A 290-nucleotide genomic window follows, 5' to 3' on the forward strand; every position below is an offset into this window, starting at 1 on the left:
GGACAGTAGTACCTTGATATCCAGCTTTAGGCCGATAGTGAACAGCAGTAAGGTGACACCAAGATCAGCAAGCTGATTGATTGCATCGTTGCTTTCGAAACCAAAGGCATTAAGAGTGAAACCAGCCAGCAAAAAACCGACAAGGGGAGGGAGGTTACAGCGCTGTGCGACAAAGCCGGCAACAAAAGCACCGAAAATGAGCATTATATCCATTTATGCAGTCTCGAAAGTGGTTGAGAAATTGGCGCATATTCAACCACAAACGAGTCTGAGATGATTGAACTTATTGC

The 290-nt window shown here is 45.2% G+C and carries 1 protein-coding gene; it reads right to left on the reverse strand.

Annotated elements, in window-relative coordinates:
- Positions 1 to 213 (reverse strand): cation:proton antiporter (locus AB4585_RS24140; protein ID WP_372171287.1); only part of this gene is annotated, 213 nt, incomplete at its 3' end.
- Positions 214 to 290: the final 77 nt, after the last annotated feature.

Origin of the sequence: Vibrio sp. 10N.222.49.C9, from assembly GCF_041474985.1 — a bacterium.
GTDB classification, from domain to species: Bacteria; Pseudomonadota; Gammaproteobacteria; order Enterobacterales; family Vibrionaceae; genus Vibrio; species Vibrio crassostreae_C.